Origin of the sequence: Peribacillus sp. FSL R5-0717, assembly GCF_038002945.1 — a bacterium.
Lineage (GTDB): Bacteria > Bacillota > Bacilli > Bacillales > DSM-1321 > Peribacillus > Peribacillus frigoritolerans.
Genome location: NZ_JBBOOF010000001.1, coordinates 123,940 through 141,703 on the forward strand (window position 1 = coordinate 123,940; position 17,764 = coordinate 141,703).

Here is a 17,764-nt window from a genome sequence, read left to right on the forward strand (position 1 = left end):
GCCATTGACTTTAAAGCATGCAATTGCATGAGGGAATAACGACCAAAAATCATCATCAATGATAAACCTAGGCATAAAATATCTTTCCATTTCGTTTTACTTATATCTTAGTAGACTCGACTTTTATCAAATACTCTTATGTTTTGGAGGGGCTAGCAAAGACGGAGAATACCCCTAGAACAATATATAAATAACCAGTTATCCGATTCTGCAACCTAGAATTCACTTCAGTACCCAGAATCCGCTTTCTAATACTTGCTGCGAGTACTGCATACAGACCATCACTAATAAAAGCTAGGATAATAAATATAATTCCTAAAAGTAAAAATTGAATTGTGACTGATACGGCCGAAGGTGATATGAATTGCGGAAAGAAGGCTAAAAAAAAGAGTGCTGTCTTAGGATTCATTACCTCCACGAGCGCAGATTCGTAAAATATCTTTACTAACTTTTTGCTAGGGGCTTTTGGAATTTCTGAAGTCGTTCGATCAGATGTAGAAAATAAAGTCCTGCACCCCAGATAGATAAGATAAGCAGCACCCAAGTATTTAACGATATTAAAGGCTGTTGCTGATGTCATAAGGATCGCTGAAACTCCAATCGCTCCAGCTAAAACGTGAACAGAACCGCCAAGTGATACACCAAGAACTGATACTATGCCCGCTTTCTTCCCTTGGTCTATACTTCTTGCCATAATATACAACACAGCCGGTCCAGGTATTATTAACAATGTAGCAGCAGCAATTACAAATAGCCAAATATTAGAAAACTCCATAAAAAGCAACTCCTTATTGTATTTTGGCACAAGATTTATTGGGCTCCTCCTTTATGGTGAAAGTTACACTTTTTTAAGGTTCGTTTTCATCAAGGAGGCGATTTGTTGCTCATTTAGAAAAGAAATATGTTCCAACTGTTTTATAATGAGCTCTTGTCTATAAGGAATGGTTTTGACTTACCTAAATGATAAACACCATTTTTGCTTTTAGGGGTGCCATAGCAAACCCTAGTAATATGCCAATCATTCAATTGACCCTTTCCTTTGCTCTCGCATCCATTGCGCAACCTGAATTTCCCCTTGTTCATTTGACTTTTCAAGCTCTGTAATAATCGCTTTGTAATCGGTGTCATTGCGATTTTGACTCATTTTGGCTGCAGCTTGAATAGATGTGATTTCAATTTCAAAGCCCACTATTCCTTTCATTTCACTCTTAAGCAACTCTGGATCAAACGTTTCCCAGGTCCGGCCATTTTCTCGGTGACCTTCATAATGATTAAGCATAGTATCCAAGGAGGAAATCAGCTCGTCTTCAGTGATTAAACGCGCTGATCCATACGCATGTACAGCTAGATAATCCCATGTTGGAACCTCTTCGCACTGATACCAACTTGATGAAATGTAAGCGTGCTGTCCTTGAAAAATCAATAAAACATCACTATTATTGTCTAAAGTCTTTTTCTGCATGTTTCCGTATGCAATATGCCCAGTCGCATAGATTTTCCCTTCATCTTCGCGAATTTCCAAAGGAATATGAGTAGCCAAGGGACGATGTTCATTAACAGTAATCAATAAGGCAAACGGGTTAGACTTCATAATTTGAACTGCTTCTTCATTTTTCATACGATATTGCTTAGGAATGTACACAATAATCTTCCTTTCAACTTGTATTTGAATTTTTAAAATAAATATCCGATAAAAAAATATTATTATACAAGTTGACATAAAAAAAGGTACAATATTAAACAAATATACATGTCAGAGGGAATGCAAATGAATAATACCATTTTTACGTTCAATGATAACGCCCCAAAATACAAACAAATCTATGAGAAGTTCAAATCATATATTGAACAAGGAGACATTTCGGCGAATGAGCAATTACCCTCCATTCGTCAACTTGCAGATTCTTTACATGTAAGCCGCAATACAACTTTACTGGCATATGAACAACTTGTTGCTGAAGGGTATATTCGTGGAGAGGGCAGAAAAGGTTATTTTGCAAACGAGTTAGAACCACGTATATTTCAGGAACCCTTAATCTCTTATGATAAAAAGCAGACTGGGTCCAAGAGACCTCCGGTAGTTAATTTCAGGGCAGATGCCGTTGATCAAACACATTTCCCACTGAAAATTTGGAGGAGAATGGCTAATCAAGTATTAACATTACAGGATAGCTTTCGATACGGGGAACCATTTGGGGAAGAATGCCTGCGCGAACAAATCTCCACATATTTATTCCAATCACGCGGAGTGAAAACAAATGCAAATGCAATTATTATCGGAAGCAGTACCCAACAAATGCTTGTATACCTGGGACATATACTGAAGGATGAATTCCCGAGTATTATAGTAGAAGACCCTGGTTACGACGGTGCCAGGGAAGCTTTTCAATTCCATCGTTTTATGTTTGAAACTTTGCCGGTTTATGAAACAGGTGCTGAACTTTCAAAATTAGAACAAATGAAATCACGATTAATCTATGTAACCCCTTCCCATCAAAGTCCAATTGGAGTAAGCATGTCTATCCAACAACGGCAAATGATTATTCATTGGGTTAACAAGATGCGTGGATATATTATCGAAGACGATTATGATAGTGAATTTCGCTATACACAAAAACCATTTCCTGCTCTTGCCTCCATTGATTCGGCAAGAGTCATTTATTTAGGGAATTTCTCGAAGTCCTTTCTTCCAGGAATTCGTTTAAGTTATATGGTCTTGCCACAGCCACTTTTAAATCATTATAAAAATCAGTTTCTTCATTTTGAAGCTACTACCTCCCTGCTTAACCAGCTTACAATGGCTAAATTTATGGAAGAGGGAGAATGGAGTAGACATATTAAACGCATGCGCCTTGTTTATAAAAGAAAAATGCAGCACTTAGTATCCGCTTTAAAAGAGCAATTCGGTCAAAATATATCCATTATTGGTGAACAATCTGGTTTGTACGTATTAGTCAAAGTTCATCTGAAGCATACAGAAGAATGGTTAATTCAACAAGCTTCCTCACATGGAGTTACTGTGTATCCTACGTCCCTCTACTTCATTAAAAATAACACCGACGGACCAATGGTTAAACTAGGTTTCAGTAATCTTTCTTCCAATGAAATCGATGTGGGTGTGAAACTCTTAAAGAAGGCATGGTTCAAAGAATAACTCCACCATTCTTTGAAAGAATGAATTGTAGCTGTTTTATTTGAATGTTTGGTGCTGCACCGAAAAATAATCTTCATAGGTCCCTTAATTTTTAATTGCGATGAAATTAAGTGGCAGCAGTAGATCAAAAACTAAGCCTAATTTCCATCTGAAATTAGGCTTAATTTTTTAACAAATCTACCACATCTGTTGAACAAGACAATGTCGAGTAACTTTTATTTTTGTAGATTCTTCTTCATTAGAGACGCTACTTGTATATTATCTTGTTGAGCAGTGTTTTCTAGATTCTTAATAATTAATTCTTGCCGTTCCACAGGGTGATTTTGACTTAATTTAGCTTTCGCTTCAATTTTTGTGATTTTTATTTTAAATACTACAATCCCTTTACTCATTCCTTCGATAAATCTGGAATCCACATCAATTAAATTGTATGGGCTATCTGGACTTTCATATTTTTTTACCATATCATTCAGGGAATCGAATATGACTTTTTGATCTTCGACAATCTCCATCTTTCCATATAAATGTATAGAGACATAATTCCAAGTAGGAACTGCCATCGTTGTTTCATACCAAGAAGGAGATATATAAGAGTGAGGACCTTGGAAAACCGCAAGAACTTTTTGGTATTCTATATCCTTCCATTGTTCGTTTGGTCGGGCAAAATGACCATATAATGCACTTTCCCCTTTATTTAATGTGAGTGGAAGATGGGTAGCGTATGGTTCTCCATTGTGTTGAGAAAATAAAGTGGCAAAGCTGTACTTTTCGATAAAATCATAAATTAATTCTTCATCCTTGAGTTGAAAATGTTTAGGTATATACATGATTTACCTCCTCCTTGATAAAGTCTTTTCAATTTTCGACTATCTCAAATTTTAAGTATTATAGGAAATATTCTATTATGTAAACTGACATCTAAAAAGGTACAATTATCATTAATTGCACATGTCAATAGTGATTACAATTTTCATATAATGATGACCTTTTATTTTGATGAATATAAACTTACATTTATTGAATTATTTACGACTTCAATTTTAATCAGTAATTAGACATGATTTCTGTTTAACCAGGCCCGTTATCCAAATCATAGTGAGGTATTTATGAACCAAAATAACAAATGGCCTAATGGTGTTTTTTAATTTTATCCAGCAATCAGGCCAAATTATGGAATAATCCCTTCAAATAAAGTAACTTAATAACTAGATTATTTTATTGGAAGCATACAGATTTAATTATTTTCATTAGAAAGGATTGAAATAGTATCGAAATAAGACATTTAGAATATTTCTTAATGGTCAGTAAAGAACTGCATTTTACAAAAGCAGCTGAAAAATTAGGAATTTCGCAACCAACTTTAAGCCATCAAATTAAAATGCTTGAACAAGATGTGGGCTATGCACTATTCAACCGTATTGGTAAGAAGATTGAACTTACTAAGGTGGGGGAAATCGTACAACAAGAAGCATTGAATATTCAAAATTCCATACAAAGTATATCTTCTCAAATTAGAGCACTTACAAAAGTAGAAATCGGGGAATTGAAAATTGCCGTGTTACCAGGAGAAATAACTGATTTGGTATCCACTTTGTGCATTAAATTCAACCAATTATATCCAAACATAAAAGTGTTTGTTCAAAGTACTGATCAAGTGGAAAAGGCTGTTTTAGAGAATCAAGCAGATTTTGGTATTGGTTTTGAATTCAATCGTGATGATATGTTGATGGTGACGAAGTTGTATGATGAAGAATTTTACCTGATTAGTAATCAAAGTACTGGAGAGCAGAAGGCTTCATTTTCCGATGTTTTAGATAGTCCGCTTATTTTATTTCCAAATATCCATCAATGCAGAAAAATACTTGATAAAACGAGTCTTGAGGTTGGCAGGCAGTTAGAACCCATCGTCGAAACGTCTAGCATTGAATCTATCTTGAAGCTCGTTCGAAATGGGGTTGGCCGCAGTTTTGTTTCGCGTACATTATATGAATTTTATGATACAGAGGATTTATTTTTCCAACGTATTGAAAAACCAACTTTGACTAGATCTGTCTATCTCGTGATGAAAAAGAATCGTTTTATCAATTATGCGGCACGTAAGTATATTAAGTTATTATTATGTGAAATTGAAAGGCTGCGTTTTCATACAGAAAAAGATGAGATAACTTCTTTAAAAAGTTCTATATTATAGTTTTTATCTATTATTATCATAGAAATGAATGGATAGATAAATGATAAATTCCTCTTTACAATGAAAACAAGTTCATAATCAAATTGTAAAGGGGATTTTCAATTATGTTTCAAGAAGTAGCAGGTATTAAAATTCCAGATTCTCAATTGGCTAAAGAAGCAGCAGATCTTTTACGCGAGCATGGGGACGACTTGTTGTGGAATCATTCAAATCGTGTATTTTTATTTGGTGCAGTCAACGGGAAAAAAATGAAGCAGAATCATGACTTAGAGTTGCTATATGTTAGTGCATTATTCCATGATTTAGGTTTAACAAAAAAGTTCAGCAGTCCAGATTTACGATTTGAAGTAGACGGTGCAAATGCAGCGAGGAGCTTTTTACAGCAGTATCAAATTCCAGATGAGTCGATTCGTCTTGTATGGGATGCTATTGCATTACATACGACACCTGGCGTTGCAGAACATAAGGAAGCTGAAGTGGCACTACTCTTTTCAGGTGTTGGTTTAGATGTGATGGGAGATGGCTTTGAACAATTCCCTGACGACTTGCGTGAAGAAATTATAAAGACCTTCCCACGTAACAATTTCAAAAAGGATATTATTCCAGCGTTTTATGATGGCTTTAAGCATAAGCCAGAAACTACTTTTGGCAATATGAAGGAAGATATTATTGAATATTTTAGACCGGAATATAAAAATAAAAATTTCTGTGAATGTATTTTGCATTCACCTTGGACAGAATAGGGTACAAAAATGACAGAAAGTTTGTACAAAAGGTTATATCGGCCAAGGAAGCTACTAAAAAATAAAGGCTGTATTCGCATACTTTGTTGCTATTTACCAAGTAGTGCGGTGTGGTTGATTTCCCCTCCAGATGCTCGCTTTCCGCGGGGCGGGCGGTGGGCCTCCTCGGCGTAAACGCCTGTGGGGTCTCACCTGTCCCGCTGTACCCGCAGGAGATTCGCACTTCCGCTACAATCAACCTTAAATAGTTTCGTTTAAAAACAACAATCTTTACGAAAGGAGCCAAATAAAAAATAAACAACCAATTAGATTTCTCCCTTGGTTGTTTATTTTTCGTAACTAATAAAGACCCCTGTATTTGAAAAAGTAACATTCCATTTTTTAATTCAATTCTAACCTGAAATAAAAATCGATTAAGACTTTCCAGCCCACTTTCTGTCCTGCCAATCGGATGACTTCCTGCCAGTTACCTTTCGGAAGCTTGCGGGAAACATCCATATACTTATATTCTTAAAGTCGTAAAGCAACTTCCCCCTACGGTTAAGATTAATCTTGATGCCTGATTCGGCTCTCTCCTTTTGCCCCATCCAAATCAACGGGTATAGTTCACGGGGTCATTCACACGCACATATATATTGAAGAAATGCCGCTCCCTCTTCATTCAATACAATATTGCACCAACTTTAAGCGCTTCTACAGGAAACAGCTCTGAAACCCGAAATCCCCCGCTAATGAAATGACTTCTGGTCTTTCTGTTACTTTTACTATCTCACGGGCTCAGAAGATGAAACTAGACGAGCTCATTTTCCATTTGTAAACAATCCTTCCTTGAAACTTCGATATTTTTAACTTTCACCTCTATTTTATTTGAATACTCAGACACCCATCCGTTAAGCTAATCATTACTACTGACTTCATGATTCGAGACTTGCCCCCCTTATACATTGCTCCAATGCCGGACGCACTTAAATAGCCTTTGCTGCATTGAGCAAAGGCTTACCTTTTTGACGAGTTTCTTCTATATAGTAAAAATAAAAATCCCGCCAAGCTATTTCTCCACTTTTTCCTTATTTCTTAACTTCTCCACTTTTTGGGGAGTGAGGGTGATGTCCCGGACAGGGGAAACTCTTCCCCACTCATCCTTGTGAACGATGTGTTTTCGTTCAAATTTGGTCGGAGTATCTATACCTGCGGCAGCTGCAAGGTTAAATAGCCCCTCGCGGAGGGAAATCACGTAATTGGCGACTCGGTATTGTTTTTCCTCAATAACCAGACCTTCCTGCAACTTTGAATCAGTTGTGGCTACTCCTGCAGGGCAATGATTTGTATGGCAGATTTCTGCCATGATGCAGCCAACGCTAATCATAAAACCGCGGGCTATATTGACTAAATCTGCCCCCATCGCTAAAGCGACCGCCACTTTATCTGGAGAAGTCAGCTTGCCTGATGCAATCAGCTTGACCCTGTTACGTACTCCATATTTTTTTAACATCTCATCTACAAGTGGCAAGGCTGACATAATTGGGAGTCCGACTGCATCTGCAAGCTCCTGATAGGTTGCCCCAGTTCCGCCTTCCCCGCCATCCACCGTGATAAAATCCGGCCCTTTACCTGTATCTCTCATGGTTTTCGTCATTTCCTCAAGTGCATCAAGATCCCCCACAACAATTTTGATACCGATAGGCTTTCCGCCTACATCCCTCATTCTTTCCACAAATTCGAACAATTCATTAAAATTCTTGAATTCATAGAACCGATTAGGGCTATTGATCGTTTGGCCAGGTTCTACCAGGCGGATTTGGGCAATTTCTTCTGTCACCTTTTGTCCTTCGATATGCCCACCTCTGATTTTGGCACCTTGTGCCAGCTTAATTTCAAATGCCTTTACTTGCTCGATTTCACTTTTCTTCTTGAATTCTTCCCAAGAGAACTCCCCACCTGGTGTCCTTACTCCAAACAGTCCCGGACCGATTTGCATCATGATGTCGGGATTTCCGGAGAGATGGTATTTGGAAAGACCACCTTCACCAGTATTCATCCATGTTCCTCCTGCAAGCCCTAATCCTCTCGAAAGTGCAGTGATGGCATTCTCACCGAGTGCCCCGTAGCTCATTGCAGATTGTCCTACGAGCCCCTTTAATTTAAAGGGATTCCGGCATGTATCCCCTCCGATTATGACAGCATCCTCGTCTCGTAAAAAGTACGGTTCTATTTGTCTATCTTCGCGCTCCTCCTTTCTGGTCAATAGACCTTCCTCATCTACTTCATATACCTTTGTATTGATTTTTTGGCTATTATCTATTCTCAATTCTTCCCGGAGATTGGGAAACATACTATTTCGAATATAGTATCCAGCCTCATTGAAGTCACGTTCCGATCCAAATCCGATTAAACGCTCCTTATATTTTCCTGCTTTTACAACATCCTCGAATTCCTTTCTTGAGAAAGGGGTGCCTTCATTATTATTTTCAAATAAATACTGCCTAAGTTCAGGTCCTATTTGCTCTGTCATGTATCTAATTCTGCCGATTAGGGGGAAATTCCTCAGGATTGAATGTTGTTTTTGTGTATCATCCTTTCGGTAAAAGTACGCTGCGGCCGCAACTGTCCCTAAAACGGCAGATCCTTTTAAAACTGTAGGAAGGTAATTTTTCAACTTGGACATTTTATCACCCTTTGCTTCTTATTTTTTGTGCAAGTTACTCGAGTTATCTATAATCTTTGGAGTGCTTCATCAATCAGAATTTCGCCAGAAGTTACATGGAACGTTTTATTAAATACTTCTTCAGTATCCAACGCTTTAACCAATACAGAAGCAATATCCTCTTTTGGTATCTCGCCTTTGTCATTCACAATTGATGGTCCAGCTTCAACTTTACCTATTCCCGGCTTATCCACAGGCATACTTGTCCGTATGACCGTATATGTAAGCTTTTCCTGTTTTAATAGCTCTTCTGAGTGGTACTTGACATCGTTTGTACTAGAATTCTTGCTCTCCATTTCTTTTGCTCGCATGGTGTTCATCAAAACAAAGCGCTTCACCCCATGTTTCTTAGCAGCCTCAACTGAGTCTATTACTGACTGATGGTCAACCAGTATTGGTTTTCCCTCCCCAGTCCGGGGACTGGCGCTACTCAGGTAGATCACTGCTTCACAGCCCGAAAAGGCACTGGAAAAATCCCTTTTTTCCAAAGAAACTACATCTCGTGCTCCAAGTTTAACCATTTCCTCAACTTTATTTTCTGCTCCTACCAGTGCTACCGGGTTATGGTGCCTGTCTGCCAGCTGTTTTACAACGTGCTCTCCGGTCATGTCCTCTGTTCCTATTACCAGTACTCTCATTTTAATACCTCCCTGCTAGTTTGATACTATCTATTTACCACTTTAAAGTTTAATGAAACAATTAAGCGCCTTCGCCGTATCGTTAATTTTAACGATTCTTTGATAGTTAATTATTAGGGGAATTCCCATTTCTTCAGTGGAAGCGATTAGGCTTTTATTTACAGTACGTAATCTCAAAATTAATAATCTGACATCCATTATTACTGAAGCTGTAAGAACTAGATTAGTGATTGGAATTAAATAGTAACGGAAACCCAACTACTCCGCTCTTGTGAAGTAAATGGCGTTTAATTTAGGTAATTATAGAAAATCTGACATTAAAGACGATTATTTCCTGGGGAAACAAACCCGAATTATCTATTATAAATATTAATTTTTTATATAATCACTCCATACATTCCATAGTTAACCGCACCCAGACTTTCTAACGAACACCATATTGAGGAATTCCACGAAGGATACTGGCCATAGTATAAAAACTATATTTATCAATCCGGAAATGAGATGCCCCATTTTTTTCAAAACTGAAAAATTACTAACTACAGGAATGCTAAACATACCGGCTTTCCATATATGAAAAAAGAACCTTTAGTAATATACTAAAGATTCGGGATTAATAAATATATTGTAATTTAAATATGTTAATTGAAAGCAATTGAATTAATAGATTTCCATAATACGAGATAAACGAATAGAAAAAATCTTTTGATTTTCATCCTTTAAGGAAAGGGTTTGTTCATTAAGGTTAAGTTTATGCAATTGCCCCTTGCATGTTTTTAATACTCCTTCTTTATAATAAATGATGGTCGTTATGCCCTTTTTTTTCAACGATTTTAAGATCACCTGATTATCTCCTTTCTGTCTATTCAATCATTTATTTAAAATTGTATGATAATTGGTGCAAAACTATGAAATCAATTAGGATATATATATTATACAATGAAAATCGTAAGCGTTTTCATTATTGTTGTGAACAATTTGTGAAGGTTTGAACATTAGAATATTTTAGGAAATGGTAAAATCAATAATAAAAAATGAATATTAAGTTTTTAGACTGAAAATTACTTAACGTATAATATCCCCGTTTTGTCGGCGGACTCCCTTATCGACAAAACGGGCTGATTTCTTACATGGTTTTCCGAAGTCATTCCAAGATCGTTCATAGATTTTCTAGTCCAGAAAGAACTGGATTCCCTATCTTTTTCAAATTGTCATTTGGACTATACTGTACTTTCGTTAGCCACTGGTTTACCTGAAAAGGATTTGTACTTTTATCCTCCGCGGGTATGGAACCTATACCTCAGGTACCAGATCGATTTTCCTTGAATCTAATTTATTAAGAATATAATCAGATAAAAAATACCGTTACATGTATGATTTGGCCCTATTGCTCTTAATGGTTAATTCTTCAATAATTTTTGTTATTTGCAGTACTTCTTATTCTAATGCATCAGCTTAAATTTGATGTGTTGAACAGTATGATTTACCTTTTTTTCTCTGTTACTCTTCCTTGCCTGCTGCCTTGGTTTGGACAGACTCAGCCTTGAAGTTGTCTTTTTTAACATATGCATAACAGCCAAACAGATGAGATAATCTGTTTGGCTGTTCGCAATGCTTTGAATATCGACCGGTATGCCTCGAGAATTAGAAACATGAAAAGACCCAAGGCTTCCTTGATAAAGTGCTTGCAGCCTTATTTGTCACTCGTTATACTGATAAAAAATCAATCTGGTTCCTTCGAAATACACTGCACGATACAGCTACATCCAATGACCTTTTACTTTGGTATACGTTTCGTAGGCGCTCCAATAGTCATTGCTTAAGATGAAGTCATACCCTTTCATCTAATTGGCGGTCCATTTGATGATTTCGGGCATAATATTGTGTGAGCCATCAATAATCCCCGTTCTTCAATCGTCTCCGCTTAATATATGCAAGCACAGGTTTGTACCTCAGTACCCTCTCGCTTTTCACAAATCATGTATGTCTGATAACTTTTCCACTGTATCAATATGTCCATTATTTAGAGTTTAATTGAAATTATCATGGAGTTTTTGCATCAGAACCCTTTTTTATATGCTGCCAATCAATTTCAATATTTCCTCTTATTCTTTGAATCAGATTTAAAACTAATTGCTGTTCTTCTATATTAATACTCTGGAGAGCTGATGCATTAAAGTGTTTCTCTTTTTTTTCTATCAGTTTATATAATTCTTTACCTTTTTCTGTAGGGAATAGCTTTTTTATTTTTCGGTTCTCCTTATCACCTACTTTTATTATAAATTCGCTTATTTCTAACTTTTTAATAGCGCGAGCTGCTGTAGTTCTGTCGACTTTAATCACTTCAGCTATCTTTTCTTGAATCATTCCAGGGTGTTCACAGATTTGAATGAGATACAAGTACTGTCCCCTAGAAAGTTGAAAATCTTTATATACTGTATTGCTGAGTGTATCTAAGCATCTTGCAATAACTTTAATCTCTTCAATAATTCTATCCATAATTCTTCCCCACTTATTTTTTCAAAATAGGTTTATAAGGAGCGTCATCTAGAATTGCTTCTCTCTTTATCCAAAATAAATATCTAATAAGACGTTTTTAATGCTAAATGTCTATGTAACTTGAGATTTTTAAATTTTGAAGTTCCTTTAACAAGTTTTTAGCTTTAATGTCTTTTCATATGCTATATCAAACTTAATCCTTTATCGATTTGTTCTTTGGTAAATGTTAACAGAAGAACCTTTGAATAACCTGTATTAGGATTAATAATTTCAATTTAAATCATTAATCCTAACCCAGGAATACGTCTATTAACTCTATGATTTTTTATACTTTAGCTTTTCTAATACCAAATAAATTCTCTTCTTTGTTTTATCTCAAGAGTTGCTAATGCATCTGACAAAACTAATTTTTGCCCATTGCACAAATTAAACTAATGTTTATAAATTTCTTTATAATAATTTCAAATCTCAATTATTTAAATGTTTGAAGGTATTCTGATACTTTTTGAAGCCCCTGTTCTAACACTTCTGTTTTGCAGGCGTAACCGATTCGAACATGACCTTCAATATCAAAACAAGAACCAGGCGTGAGAAATGCACCGTTTGCTTTGAAGAGACCAATACAAAAGTCTTCTGATGAAACGGGGAGATCATATTTAAGCATAGCTGTGGTACCAGCACGTGGTTTAACATAAGAAATTAAAGGTTCTTTTTCTACCCATGCGTCTAAAATAGTTAAATTTTCTTTAATAATTTTACGATTTCGATCTAAAATTTTGTCATAATTCTTCAATGCATGGACTGCCAAAATATCATCTAACATACCACAACTTATTGTTGTATAATCACGATGTCTAAAACACTCGTAAATTACTTCTTTTGGTCCAGCTATCCACCCAAGACGTAAACCCGCTAATGAGAGCACTTTTGACATACTAGATGTACTTATACCTTTTTCGTATAAATCTACAATAGATGGAACCACTAAATCGTCTTCTTGTAATAACTTACGATATACTTCATCACAAAGGATATAAGCATCATAAGAACGAGCAATTTCTACAATCTCTTCAAGCATTTCTTTTTCGATAATAGCGCCTGATGGATTGTTTGGATTATTAATTATTATCATTTTTGTTTTTTCATTTACTAAGGATTTCAACTCATTTAAATCCGGTAAATAATTATTTTCTTCTCGTAAAGGTAATAAGTCTACAGTTGCGCCAAATGATGTAGGAACTTCATATAATTGTTGATATGTTGGATGGACTGCAATTACATGATCGCCTGGTTGGATAAGAGAATAAAGTAATAAAAAGTTTGCACCAATGGCACCATTTGTTACTAGTACATTATCAGCATCAAGAGATTGATACTGATTTGATACTAATGTTCTAAAGTCTAGAGAGCCCTCAATATGCCCATACGTTAATTTGTTCTTGCCCAAATCAACGAGAAATTTTTCTGGATTTGTTCCATCAATTGAGATTAATTCGTTTACTGTTAGCGACTCTACACAAGTCTCTGCAATATTGTACACAGCTTCCACTTCGTATTCATTCATCCATTGTTCTACGGCAAATGTTTTAATATTCATGATAAATCTCCTTTATATATATTTATTAAAGTGTTGTGAGAAGACCAAGTTTCTTTTCAGTTGCTTGTTCTAAAAGATAGTTAGCTGTTAATAAATCTTGTAAAGATATTCCCGTACTATCAAAAATCGTAATATCTTCATTAGACACGCGACCGGCAACCTTACCTAAAATCACACTTCCTATTTCATCCTCAATTTGAATGGTTGCAATAAGTCCTTTTTTATACGGAACTTCAGTCTCACCTACACTAATGGCTTGACCTACATCGTCTACAAACACTCTTGCGTTAACAAAAAGGTTTTCATCGATTTCTTGCTTCCCTTCCATATCTGCACCTATACATGATATATGCGTACCTGGTTTCACCCATTCTTTTTTAATTATAGGTTTACGAGCTGGAGTTGCGGTAATAATGATGTCAGCTTGTTCTGTTGCTTGTTGAATATCTTGTGTTGCTTCAAATGAAATGTTGATTCGTTGAAGCATTTGATTATAAAATTCTTCTTCTAGATCTTTATAAGGAGCAAGAAGTTCCAATAATTTATCCTTTATCGATTCACAAAAATCATTAGCATGTTCAAAAGAATTAGCGTTGTAAACAGTTACTTTTTTGATATTCTCCATACTCATCAAGGTAGCTATAATTTGGAAAGGTCCTAAATGCCCTGAACCAACCAAAACGAGATGCTCTGAATTTTTTCTTGCCAAATATTTGGCTCCTATACCTCCAGCAGCTCCAGTGCGCATCATAGTAATAAACTCACCACTCATAATGCCTAGAGGGGCTCCTGTACGACTATCGAGTACTAGAACTGTCCCTACAACGGCCGGAAGGTTTTTAGAAGGATTGTCCCCAAACCATGAAACTAATTTTAAGCCAAAGATATTTGCACCTACTAATTCTCCTGACTTAATATCCATATCTGCTTTACCAGGTTCAAACTCATGAAATACCATCGGAAATAAAGAAGCCTCGTCTTTCTCTTTCAACGTATAAGCTCTTTCGACCAACTCTATTGCAGTTCTCATGTCTAATAACTCTTTAATATTTTCTTGATTTAAAACTCTAAATGGGAACAATATTATTCCTCCTTTAATTTTTTATCTTCAAAGCAGTTGCCACTACTAAGTTCCAATTAAATCTATCACAGCATAAACAAACGGAAAAATTAATTAATTTAATAGTATCTATAAAAAAAACTTAGTGATTAAGCATTCCTTATAAAAAAAAAGGCCCAGCACATATTCTAATTGAATATGCATGAGCCTCTTGTTCCTTATAGTTAACCATTTATTTTTTGATGAAATGTATTAATGCAGTCATTCAAAGTAAAGTAACCCTGCACCAAAAAGATTTATGATGATTCTGATTAAACTGATTCTGTAATTTGGGACCTATAAAACTATAGTTAGCTAATATAAGACGCCTTGGCATCGGATTCGTAGAAACAAAGCTGCACGTAGGAAGTTACTTCAATCATAATAAATAATAAAACTGTAAGAACGATCAACTATAAGGAGTTATAACTAGACCCATTGTTTAAATAATTGCAATTATTGTATTGTATCCCCCCGTTCAGGAAATGAGTTTAATTTTTAACTAAATGACTGTAAACCTGACTATAAAGAGTTTAAAAGACTCTAACATGCTCCTAATTTAAATCATTGTTTTTGATTTTCAATGTTAATCCTGACATTTTTGCCTTCATATTCATCTTCTGATAGTATGAATATCATCTAAATTGTGCCCGCAATAAATTTATCACAGGCTAAAATAGAGATAAAATGAATTAATTTAATGGTAACCATAGAAAAACTTAATACTGTTAAATGCAAAATTATATCTATTTTTTCAGGTATGAAAGGAAAAAGTATGGAGCTTAGAAACTTGAAAACTTTCCAGGTTGTTGCCCAACACCTGAATATGACAAAAGCAGCTAAAATTTTAGGATACACACAACCAACCATTACGTTACAAATTCAAGTATTGGAAAGAGAACTTGGTCATTCACTTTTTACTCGCATTGGAAAAAATACCTTTTTAACTCCCGCAGGTAAAAAGTTACAAAAACATACAGATAAGTTATTTAATGTTGTGGAGGAATTAGAAAGAGACCTGGAGGAATTGAATGGTCCATCTGGAAGACTCTCTATTGCTGCATCTGAATATTATTGTAGTCACTACCTATCAATTTTGGTAAATGCCTATATAAACCTTCATCCACAAGTTAAATTAAAACTTATACCCTCCAATAGTCTGGGCGTTATTGAAAAGATCCTTAGTAATGAAGCAGATATAGGAATTATTGCATGTGAATGTAACCATAAAGATATTGAAAGTCATGTTCTTGGTGAAGAAAGGGCAGTACTAGTAGTTGCTGCAGAAATTTTAAAAGATAACACTAAAGAAAGAATATTAGAAAAATATCCTTTTCTAGCATTTCATGGAAACTGTAGCTTTGATACACTAATTAAACAATGTTTTTCCGAGATGAATTATAGACCGGCGTCTATCATTGAATTCGGTGGAAGTGATGAAACCATTAGACGTGCTGTACTCAATCAAACAGGGATTGCTTTACTCGGGGAAAATGTCATTAAAGAAGAACTTGCCAACGGACTACTCGTTCCTTTACATTATTGTACTCAAACGATTGAAACATCTTTAATTTATTTAAAAATGCGAACAGAAGGAGCTACTATTAATTCCTTTAGTGACCTATTAAAAGATGCTTGGGTAGCTACAACATAGTAAAGAATGTCCTTTGCTTTCTAACCATAATAAACAAAAAGTCCTCGAATAATATCATTTGATGTTATTCAGGACTTTTTGTTTTGTTTACTCCTGTTGAATATTCTTTAGGAAATACTATCTTTTCAACTAATGTTTCAAATCGGACTATTCTTCATAATTTAGTACAAGTCCTATGAATAAGTTTATTGCAGTCTCTAGAACGTCCTCATCTATGTCAAATTTGGGGTGATGATGTGGATAAGCGCTCTTTTCCCCTCCGGTTCCTACAAAAATAAAAGCCCCTTTTCTTTTTTCTAAATAACAAGAAAAGTCCTCCGATGCCATGGTAGGATCTACGTGAACTAAAACTTCTGTCCCAAACACTGTTTTGACTGTCTTTCCCACAAAATGGCTCATTTCTTTATCATTCATCACAGGAGATAATCCCCCGAACAATTCCAAACTTCCATTCGCTCCAAAACTATTACAAATTCCTTCAATAACTTTCTTCATTTCACTACAAATATAATGTCTTGTATCATTTGATAAAGTTCGTATTGCCCCATACATGGATACCTTGGTAGGAATGATATTGTAAGAAGTTCCTGCTTCCATTTTCCCAACAGAAATAACAGCTGGATTCAATGGATCAATTCTTCTACTTATAATAGATTGAAGGGCTCCTATAATATGACTTGATATATAAACAGAATCTACTGTTTCATGAGGTGAAGCACCATGTCCCCCCATTCCTTCGATCGTTATACGGAAATCATCTACTGACGCCATCATCGCACCAGAGCGTATTCCAATCTTTCCCTTCTGAAGGGGTTGCCACAAGTGAATTCCAAAAATCATATCGACTTCGTTTAATACCCCTTGTCGTATTAAAGATTCAGCACCACTAGGAGACATTTCTTCTGAGGATTGAAAAATAAAAACGATATTTGGTTTTACTTCCCTTCTATGTTCGGACAACCACTTGGCTACCGCCAATATCACAGCCATATGTCCATCATGTCCACAAACGTGAGAAACTCCAGGTTTTTGTGAAATATAACTTTTTTCACCCTCTTCTTCAACAGGGAGTGCATCCATGTCGGCTCTTAGGGCAATAGTTGTGCTACCTTCTGTACCTTTAAGATATCCTACTATGCTCGGAGGTTCATAATTTAATATTTCTATATTCAACTTGTCCAAATGCTGTTTAATATATTTACGTGTTTCAAATTCTTCGCCAGATAATTCGGGATACTGATGAAAATATCTCCTATGTTCAATTGCCCATTTTGTTAATTTATTCAATTCAGCTGTGTCCATTTTTATTCCCCCTAGTAACTAATTTCTAATTAAAATTCCGATTCGCTTAAAATAGAATACTCGTTATTGTTAAATTGTATATAAATCGATGTAATACAACTAATTAAAAGGTTTTATGGTTGTAATTGAAGTTTCTTATAGTTAGTAAACAGCTTTCATTGAAATAAGAACTTTATGGAAATC

14 protein-coding genes are annotated in these 17,764 nt (G+C 35.5%); 4 read left to right on the forward strand and 10 right to left on the reverse strand.

The window, feature by feature from the left end; genetic code table 11:
- Nucleotides 1–136: 136 nt before the first annotated feature.
- Both NYE65_RS00595 and NYE65_RS00605 read right to left on the reverse strand, forming a co-directional pair.
- Nucleotides 137–775 (reverse strand): LysE family translocator, encoded by a 639-nt coding sequence (locus NYE65_RS00595; RefSeq protein ID WP_328176956.1) that lies wholly within the window; start codon nucleotides 773–775, stop codon nucleotides 137–139.
- A 243-nt stretch (nucleotides 776–1,018) separates the two neighbouring features.
- On the reverse strand, nucleotides 1,019–1,642 hold the full coding sequence (locus NYE65_RS00605) for an FMN-binding negative transcriptional regulator (protein ID WP_264638743.1): 624 nt from the start codon (nucleotides 1,640–1,642) through the stop codon (nucleotides 1,019–1,021).
- Between the two features lie 126 nt (nucleotides 1,643–1,768).
- Here NYE65_RS00605 and pdxR point away from each other — a divergent pair, with 126 nt between their 5' ends.
- Nucleotides 1,769–3,154: a MocR-like pyridoxine biosynthesis transcription factor PdxR gene (gene pdxR, locus NYE65_RS00610; RefSeq protein WP_328176955.1), complete on the forward strand. Its 1,386-nt coding sequence runs from the start codon at nucleotides 1,769–1,771 to the stop codon at nucleotides 3,152–3,154.
- 215 nt (nucleotides 3,155–3,369) lie between these two features.
- Here the strand turns inward: pdxR and NYE65_RS00615 are convergent, their stop codons facing one another.
- Nucleotides 3,370–3,981 carry an FMN-binding negative transcriptional regulator gene (locus NYE65_RS00615; protein ID WP_340859526.1) on the reverse strand — a complete coding sequence of 204 codons (612 nt, stop codon included), beginning with the start codon at nucleotides 3,979–3,981 and terminating at the stop codon, nucleotides 3,370–3,372.
- 446 nt (nucleotides 3,982–4,427) lie between these two features.
- Here NYE65_RS00615 and NYE65_RS00620 point away from each other — a divergent pair, with 446 nt between their 5' ends.
- Complete coding sequence (locus NYE65_RS00620) at nucleotides 4,428–5,345, forward strand: LysR family transcriptional regulator (RefSeq protein WP_340862068.1); 918 nt, start codon at nucleotides 4,428–4,430, stop codon at nucleotides 5,343–5,345.
- Between the two features lie 104 nt (nucleotides 5,346–5,449).
- Nucleotides 5,450–6,088 carry an HD domain-containing protein gene (locus NYE65_RS00625; protein WP_340859527.1) on the forward strand — a complete coding sequence of 213 codons (639 nt, stop codon included), beginning with the start codon at nucleotides 5,450–5,452 and terminating at the stop codon, nucleotides 6,086–6,088.
- 1,048 nt (nucleotides 6,089–7,136) lie between these two features.
- Here NYE65_RS00625 and NYE65_RS00630 read toward each other — a convergent pair.
- From NYE65_RS00630 to NYE65_RS00655, 6 genes are all read right to left on the reverse strand, one after another.
- Complete coding sequence (locus tag NYE65_RS00630; RefSeq protein ID WP_328176952.1) at nucleotides 7,137–8,753, reverse strand: FMN-binding glutamate synthase family protein; 1,617 nt, start codon at nucleotides 8,751–8,753, stop codon at nucleotides 7,137–7,139.
- Nucleotides 8,754–8,800: 47 nt separating this feature from the next.
- Complete coding sequence (locus NYE65_RS00635) at nucleotides 8,801–9,430, reverse strand: NAD(P)H-binding protein (RefSeq protein ID WP_057277389.1); 630 nt, start codon at nucleotides 9,428–9,430, stop codon at nucleotides 8,801–8,803.
- Between the two features lie 660 nt (nucleotides 9,431–10,090).
- Nucleotides 10,091–10,273: a YolD-like family protein gene (locus tag NYE65_RS00640; RefSeq protein WP_034307388.1), complete on the reverse strand. Its 183-nt coding sequence runs from the start codon at nucleotides 10,271–10,273 to the stop codon at nucleotides 10,091–10,093.
- A 1,200-nt stretch (nucleotides 10,274–11,473) separates the two neighbouring features.
- Entirely contained in the window at nucleotides 11,474–11,929 is a 456-nt protein-coding gene (locus NYE65_RS00645; RefSeq protein ID WP_340859528.1) for a MarR family winged helix-turn-helix transcriptional regulator, read from the reverse strand.
- A 472-nt stretch (nucleotides 11,930–12,401) separates the two neighbouring features.
- Nucleotides 12,402–13,526 carry an aminotransferase gene (locus tag NYE65_RS00650; protein ID WP_328176949.1) on the reverse strand — a complete coding sequence of 375 codons (1,125 nt, stop codon included), beginning with the start codon at nucleotides 13,524–13,526 and terminating at the stop codon, nucleotides 12,402–12,404.
- A 25-nt stretch (nucleotides 13,527–13,551) separates the two neighbouring features.
- Nucleotides 13,552–14,607 carry an ornithine cyclodeaminase family protein gene (locus tag NYE65_RS00655; RefSeq protein ID WP_328176948.1) on the reverse strand — a complete coding sequence of 352 codons (1,056 nt, stop codon included), beginning with the start codon at nucleotides 14,605–14,607 and terminating at the stop codon, nucleotides 13,552–13,554.
- A gap of 718 nt (nucleotides 14,608–15,325) precedes the next feature.
- Between NYE65_RS00655 and NYE65_RS00660 the strand changes: the two genes are divergently transcribed.
- Nucleotides 15,326–16,279 carry a LysR family transcriptional regulator gene (locus NYE65_RS00660; protein WP_340859529.1) on the forward strand — a complete coding sequence of 318 codons (954 nt, stop codon included), beginning with the start codon at nucleotides 15,326–15,328 and terminating at the stop codon, nucleotides 16,277–16,279.
- A 147-nt stretch (nucleotides 16,280–16,426) separates the two neighbouring features.
- Here the strand turns inward: NYE65_RS00660 and NYE65_RS00665 are convergent, their stop codons facing one another.
- Entirely contained in the window at nucleotides 16,427–17,581 is a 1,155-nt protein-coding gene (locus NYE65_RS00665) for a M20 metallopeptidase family protein (RefSeq protein WP_249598115.1), read from the reverse strand.
- Nucleotides 17,582–17,764 lie beyond the last annotated feature (183 nt).

What these genes read in the sequence shown, in the direction of transcription:
- NYE65_RS00635 (WP_057277389.1), bottom strand. Translation starts at nt 9,430, where the DNA reads ATGAGAGTACTGGTAATAGGAACAGAGGACATGACCGGAGAGCACGTT.
- NYE65_RS00625 (WP_340859527.1), top strand. Translation starts at nt 5,450, where the DNA reads ATGTTTCAAGAAGTAGCAGGTATTAAAATTCCAGATTCTCAATTGGCT.
- NYE65_RS00665 (WP_249598115.1), bottom strand. Translation starts at nt 17,581, where the DNA reads ATGGACACAGCTGAATTGAATAAATTAACAAAATGGGCAATTGAACAT.
- pdxR (WP_328176955.1), top strand. Translation starts at nt 1,769, where the DNA reads ATGAATAATACCATTTTTACGTTCAATGATAACGCCCCAAAATACAAA.
- NYE65_RS00615 (WP_340859526.1), bottom strand. Translation starts at nt 3,981, where the DNA reads ATGTATATACCTAAACATTTTCAACTCAAGGATGAAGAATTAATTTAT.
- NYE65_RS00645 (WP_340859528.1), bottom strand. Translation starts at nt 11,929, where the DNA reads ATGGATAGAATTATTGAAGAGATTAAAGTTATTGCAAGATGCTTAGAT.
- NYE65_RS00650 (WP_328176949.1), bottom strand. Translation starts at nt 13,526, where the DNA reads ATGAATATTAAAACATTTGCCGTAGAACAATGGATGAATGAATACGAA.
- NYE65_RS00660 (WP_340859529.1), top strand. Translation starts at nt 15,326, where the DNA reads ATGGTAACCATAGAAAAACTTAATACTGTTAAATGCAAAATTATATCT.
- NYE65_RS00630 (WP_328176952.1), bottom strand. Translation starts at nt 8,753, where the DNA reads ATGTCCAAGTTGAAAAATTACCTTCCTACAGTTTTAAAAGGATCTGCC.
- NYE65_RS00595 (WP_328176956.1), bottom strand. Translation starts at nt 775, where the DNA reads ATGGAGTTTTCTAATATTTGGCTATTTGTAATTGCTGCTGCTACATTG.